Here is a 5,254-nt window from a genome sequence, read left to right as displayed (position 1 = left end):
GTACACAGCCATAGGAATAGCGAGCGAAGTTATACTCGGAATACCTTACTGGCTTGGGGTGATCATGGCAGCTTTGATAGTGGTAGCTTACGTCTCTTCCGGAGGAATGTTCTCAACGGCTTGGACGACTTTTGCTCAGTCTCTTTTAATGATAATCGGCGTTTTTCTCACTGTCCCTTTGATAATATCCCACGTGGGAGGAATAGAGCACATAAACTCAGCTCTTGCTTCAATGCCGGAACTTCAGAAAGCTAAAGGATTGGAGGAGGACTTCATGTTCGCAAAGTACTTGAACGATCCTTTCGCCCCAGCCAACGTTCCATTAGCTGGATGGGCATACAACCTAACCCTCTTTGGCATAGCAGTTCCCCTCGGCTTGATGGTCGCTCCTCATGTAGTTAACAACATGCTCACCTTCAAAAAAAGAGAATACACGAGGTGGGGACCACTCGTTATGTATCTCCTTGGCTTTTCCACGATTTTCCTAACATCTCTGGCTGGAATTGCGGCAAGAGTTGCATGGGCTGAAGGAAGGATAGAGATTCCAGAAATAAAGCTCGGAGAGATCAGCGTCAAGTGGTCGGACATGGCTTACCCAACTATTGCTTCAGCTTTTCTTCCAGAGTGGTTGTTCCTTCTCCTCCTTCCGACCATTTTAGCTGGAGTTATGTCCACAACCGACAGGCTGATAGTGACCACCGCCAGCAACATAACCTACGACATTCTGGCTAAAGCTTTTGGTTTGAACGTGAACGGCAGAAAGTTCAAAGTTATTAACGCAATCATCGTCTTCGCAGTGGGATTATCTTCGATTTATTTCGCGTTACACCCTCAGCAGCTCTTAGCTTGGCTAATATGGGCTTCTCTCTCCTTAATGGCTAACTGCTTTTTCTTTCCGATAATTCTCGGGCTTTACTGGAGCGGAATGACAAAAAACGGTGCGAGAGCGAGCATGATTTCAGGTTTACTCCTGACGATCCTAACTTTCGCAATACATGGAAAGACAGTGTGGATATTCGGAATTCCCGTTTACTCGGTCCTCCCGGGATTTATCGCGAGCTTTTTATCCGGAATTTTGGTGAGCGTGATCGAAAAGAGAGTTGGTGTCGCCCGCCCTGTGGAATCCCCTTCATTAATCGGGGGACGCATGGCAGGCGGGCAATAAAATTTAGCTTTTAAAGCTTAAAAAGTTTGTGTAAGGAAATGAAGTGCCAACTTATCCTTCGGCAGCCACCTTTATCTTGTGGAGAAGCTCAGCGGGAGATTTTACGGGGTATTCGATTTTGTCGAGCAACTCCTCGATCTTCTTCCCTTTAACTATTATACCCTCCAGCTTCTCTTTGAGATCTTCTTTGTTGAGGGGGAAGTGAGTTCCCCTAATTCTCGCTAAAACGTGAATCGCCCAATCTATTCCCAGCGCTTCTATTTCGTCATGGTATATCTCCACTTCCTGTTCCTCAAGCCTCTTCTCCTCCTTCAGCTTTTTGTATGCAAGCTTAGCTATTCCCCCAGCCACATGCTCCTTTGGTCTTTCTTCGAGTTCTCCTTCCAAGTACTTCCTAACGGCTTCTTCATCCGCCGTAGCTATGTTCTTCACAGTCTGCTCGGTTATTCCAAGATATTCAGCAATTTCCCTGTACGTTTTGAACGCTTCGTTTTTTAAGACAAGAACGTAGGCTGCTTCCGCGAGACTCGGTAACCACGTGAGATTCCTGAATTCAACGAGTTTCTTCAAACCTCCCAACAGCTTTATAGCCTCCCAAAAAACCTTTTCAGCCATTTTATCTACGTTCACCCCACCCTTCGGCTTTGCGATAATCTCCATTCTCCCACCTCCTCACTCCTCTCCAATTCTGCCCCTCTTCTTTATGTACTCGCTTAGAGGAGCGATTATTTCTATCAATCCGTTTTCAGTTATCTCGAAAACCCACGTCCTTGAGTCGTGTCCGGTCAATCTGCATCCGTCAATCCTTATCGTCCTCAAAACGCTTCCTATCGGTAGTCCGTAGAGATTCACATCCCACCTCGTCTCAATTATTTTCTTGTCCATAACTATCGTTCCGTCGACTATATGGGCAACAGCCAAACCTCCAGCAGCTTCGGCACTCTCGCTTGCTTGAGAACTCCTCTTTTGGGATATCAGCACAGCCGTTTGCCTCCACTTTTTCAGGAAATTGAAGATTTGCCTGACTATCTGCCTCGCGAGAACTTCCTTATGCTCGTAGAGCCCCGTGATGCTGTCGATGACAACGTTCGTGCACTTCTTTTCCCTTATGGCGTAAGCCATCGTATCTATCAAAGCTCTCGTATTTTCCCTCAGCTCGTCGCTCTCCGAAGCGTCGATAACAACGACGTTCTGCTCCACCTTGTTAAAGTCAACCCCCATCGCCTGAGCTTTTTGTTTTAAAGCCGTGTAAAGGAAGTTAGCCGGACTTTCTACGGTTACGAAAAGAACCTTGTAGCCGTGCGCAGCCTGAGTTACCGTAAATTGTTCAGCAAAAACGCTTTTGCCAGTGTCTGGCACTCCGGTAATGTTCATCACAGCCAAATACGGAATACCGCCCAAAGGCTTTTTTACGAACTTTCCGTCCTCTTCTTCCACTTTAAAGAACATTTCGTCAAGCTTAGTTCCAGTCGGAATTCCAAAAAGCTTGGGGGCTTTGCTTTCAAGCTCTTTGAGTTCATAATACTTCGTCATACCAATATAATACTACCGCAGAATGTATAAAAGCCTTATGTTATTTTTAACGTTAAGTTTCTCTTTCGAAATTCTAAAAGGGATCGCAACAGTTTTAACGTTTGAAATTTGAATGAATTTGAAATGCCAAATCTCGGAGAGTTGGTAAGTAAGGGGGAGAGGGAAAACATCGAATTTAAGGAGTATCTTACGGATTATCATTTAAAAGAGGGTAGGAGGCAGTCTTTAGCGTGCCAGATGAACCACCGAATTTTAATGGGGAAGGGTGTAGCTTACTACATTATAGGCATTTCCGACAGCGGAGAGTTTAAAGGAATAAAAAAGGAGGAGCTCGATAAGACTATAGAAGTTCTGGAGGTCATAGCCAAAGACATCGACGCAAAGGTCACTGAAAAGGAAGTTTACGAGGTTAACGGTGGATACGTTGCGGTAGTTGAAATTAGAAAGGACAAGCCAAAGGAGCACATAACAGTTGGCACAGCCGGGCATGTAGATCACGGCAAATCTACTCTCGTTGGTTGCTTAATCACTGGAAAATGCGATGACGGGGATGGATTAACGAGAATATACCTCGACACTTTGAAGCACGAAATCGAGAGGGGATTGAGCGCAGATCTAAGCTTTGCTGTTTTGGGATTCAAAAATGGAAAAGCGATAAGAATGAAAAACCCGCTGAGCAAAGCCGAAAAAGCTTGGGTTGTGGAAAACTCCGAAAAAATAGTGTCCTTCGTCGACACAGTCGGGCACGAACCTTGGTTAAGGACAGCCATAAGGGGTTTGATCGGGCAAAGAATAGACTACGGACTGCTAACTATAGCTGCTGACGACGGCATAATGAGGATAACAAAGGAGCACCTCGGAATTCTGCTTGCGATGGAACTTCCGGTGATAATTGCCATAACCAAAGCTGATAAGGTAAGCGACGAGAGAATAAAAAGCTTGATTTCCGAAATCTCGAAATTGCTGAGAGGGTTGGGAAGAGTCCCGTATCTTCTGAAGAGTAGAAGCGATGCCGAAAAGGTTTCGAGGCTAATGGCTAAAAACAGCTTCGTTGTGCCAATCGTTGTCACCTCAGCCATAACTCTCGCTGGATACGACATACTCGAAGAGCTGCTTTACAGGCTTCCAAAACTCAGATACGAGGAGAGCGACTTTTTAATGTACATAGACAGGATTTACAAAGTCACCGGCGTTGGAACGGTTGTGAGTGGAACGATAAAGTCTGGAGAAATAAGCGAAGGTGACGAGGTGTTCGTCGGACCTTTCTCAGACGGAAGTTTCGTGAAAACCAAGGTTTCGAGTATAGAGATGCACCACTACAGAGTTGAGCGGGCGAAAAGCGGAGACATAGTCGGTTTGGCTTTGAAAAATATTTCCGTTGAGGATCTCAGGAGAGGTATGGTCGTGACAAAAACCGAGCCCTACGCTGTGAGAGAATTTGAAGCTGAAGTTTACGTTTTCACGCACCCGACTAAAATTTCATCCGGCTACGAACCCGTTTTGCACTGCGAAACTATAAGCGAGACCGTGATATTTAAGGAGATCGACAAAGAATTTCTTAAAGCCGGAGATAGGGGAAGGGTGAGGATTCGATTTAAGTACAACCCCCAATACATTATGCCGGGGCAGAGGTTCATTTTCAGAGAGGGTAGGAGCAAGGGAATGGGAGAAGTGGTGAAGATCTATGAAACTGAATCTTAAGGTCAAGCTGAAAAGAGAGGAGAGCGAAAGAGAACGAATAAAAAATTTCAAGGAGTTTACGGAAGTTATAAAAGAGAAAGCGGAAATTCCAGAAGGTTACGAGATCGTCGAAGATTATAACGTTCTCAGTGACTTCGAGTTTTCGGTCGTTTTCATTCTAAAGAAAAATTACGATTACTTCTACCACGTCGTCGAACCAATTCTTGAGGAGGATTACGAGAAGTACAGAGAGGAGATTATTAAAAGGGTTGAATATACTCTCCCCTACGATGCCGATTTTAAGGATAAGGCAAAAACGATACTTTCGAGCTACGACAGACTTCTTGAAGCTTTAAACCTTGATCCAGACGATTACCACTACTATGCTCTCCTCTATTACTTGCTCAGAGACACCATTCTCTTTGGGCCGATTACTCCTTTGATGAGGGATCGTTTGCTTGAGGATATAAGTTGCAATGGGTATGGGAAGCCGATATTTGTTTATCACAGGAATTATCAGAATCTGCAGACGAACATAGTTTTTTCTGAAGATGAGCTCGACAGCTTCATAATTAAGCTTGCGCAGCAGTCCGGGAAGCATATTAGCATTGCTGAGCCGATGCTTGATGCGACTTTGCCTGACGGAAGCAGAATTCAAATGACGTTGGGAAGAGAGGTCACCGACCATGGCTCAACATTCACAATCAGGAAGTTCAGAGACGTTCCTCTGACGCCGATAGATCTGATAGCCTGGAAAACCTTCAGCTTGGAGGAAATGGCATACCTCTGGCTCTGCATAGAAAACAAAAAGAACTTGATCTTCGCCGGAGGAACAGCAAGCGGAAAAACAACAAGCATGAACGCCATTAGCTTGTT

At 45.1% G+C, this 5,254-nt stretch carries 5 protein-coding genes; 3 read left to right on the top strand and 2 right to left on the bottom strand.

What is annotated here, in order from left to right:
- On the top strand, positions 1 to 1,165 hold a 1,165-nt coding region (locus tag F7C14_RS05855), incomplete at its 5' end, for a proline permease (protein WP_290900820.1).
- Between the two features lie 51 nt (positions 1,166 to 1,216).
- Here the strand turns inward: F7C14_RS05855 and F7C14_RS05850 are convergent.
- Positions 1,217 to 1,825, bottom strand: a complete 609-nt coding sequence (locus F7C14_RS05850; protein ID WP_290900818.1) for a KaiC associated regulatory domain-containing protein — start codon at positions 1,823 to 1,825, stop codon at positions 1,217 to 1,219.
- A 12-nt stretch (positions 1,826 to 1,837) separates the two neighbouring features.
- A complete protein-coding gene (locus F7C14_RS05845) occupies positions 1,838 to 2,698 on the bottom strand; it encodes a KaiC domain-containing protein (protein ID WP_290900816.1) in 861 nt (286 codons plus the stop codon).
- A 123-nt stretch (positions 2,699 to 2,821) separates the two neighbouring features.
- Here F7C14_RS05845 and F7C14_RS05840 point away from each other — a divergent pair, with 123 nt between their 5' ends.
- On the top strand, positions 2,822 to 4,399 hold the full coding sequence (locus tag F7C14_RS05840; protein WP_290900814.1) for a GTPBP1 family GTP-binding protein: 1,578 nt from the start codon (positions 2,822 to 2,824) through the stop codon (positions 4,397 to 4,399).
- On the top strand, positions 4,383 to 5,254 hold an 872-nt coding region (locus F7C14_RS05835; RefSeq protein ID WP_290900812.1), incomplete at its 3' end, for an ATPase, T2SS/T4P/T4SS family. The genes F7C14_RS05840 and F7C14_RS05835, both read left to right, overlap by 17 nt.

Source organism: Ferroglobus sp. (genome assembly GCF_015521575.1).
In the GTDB taxonomy this organism is placed as follows: domain Archaea; phylum Halobacteriota; class Archaeoglobi; order Archaeoglobales; family Archaeoglobaceae; genus Ferroglobus.
This window is presented reverse-complemented; position numbering and strand designations above follow the sequence as displayed.

What these genes read in the sequence shown, in the direction of transcription:
- F7C14_RS05850 (WP_290900818.1), bottom strand. Translation starts at nt 1,825, where the DNA reads ATGGAGATTATCGCAAAGCCGAAGGGTGGGGTGAACGTAGATAAAATG.
- F7C14_RS05840 (WP_290900814.1), top strand. Translation starts at nt 2,822, where the DNA reads ATGCCAAATCTCGGAGAGTTGGTAAGTAAGGGGGAGAGGGAAAACATC.
- F7C14_RS05845 (WP_290900816.1), bottom strand. Translation starts at nt 2,698, where the DNA reads ATGACGAAGTATTATGAACTCAAAGAGCTTGAAAGCAAAGCCCCCAAG.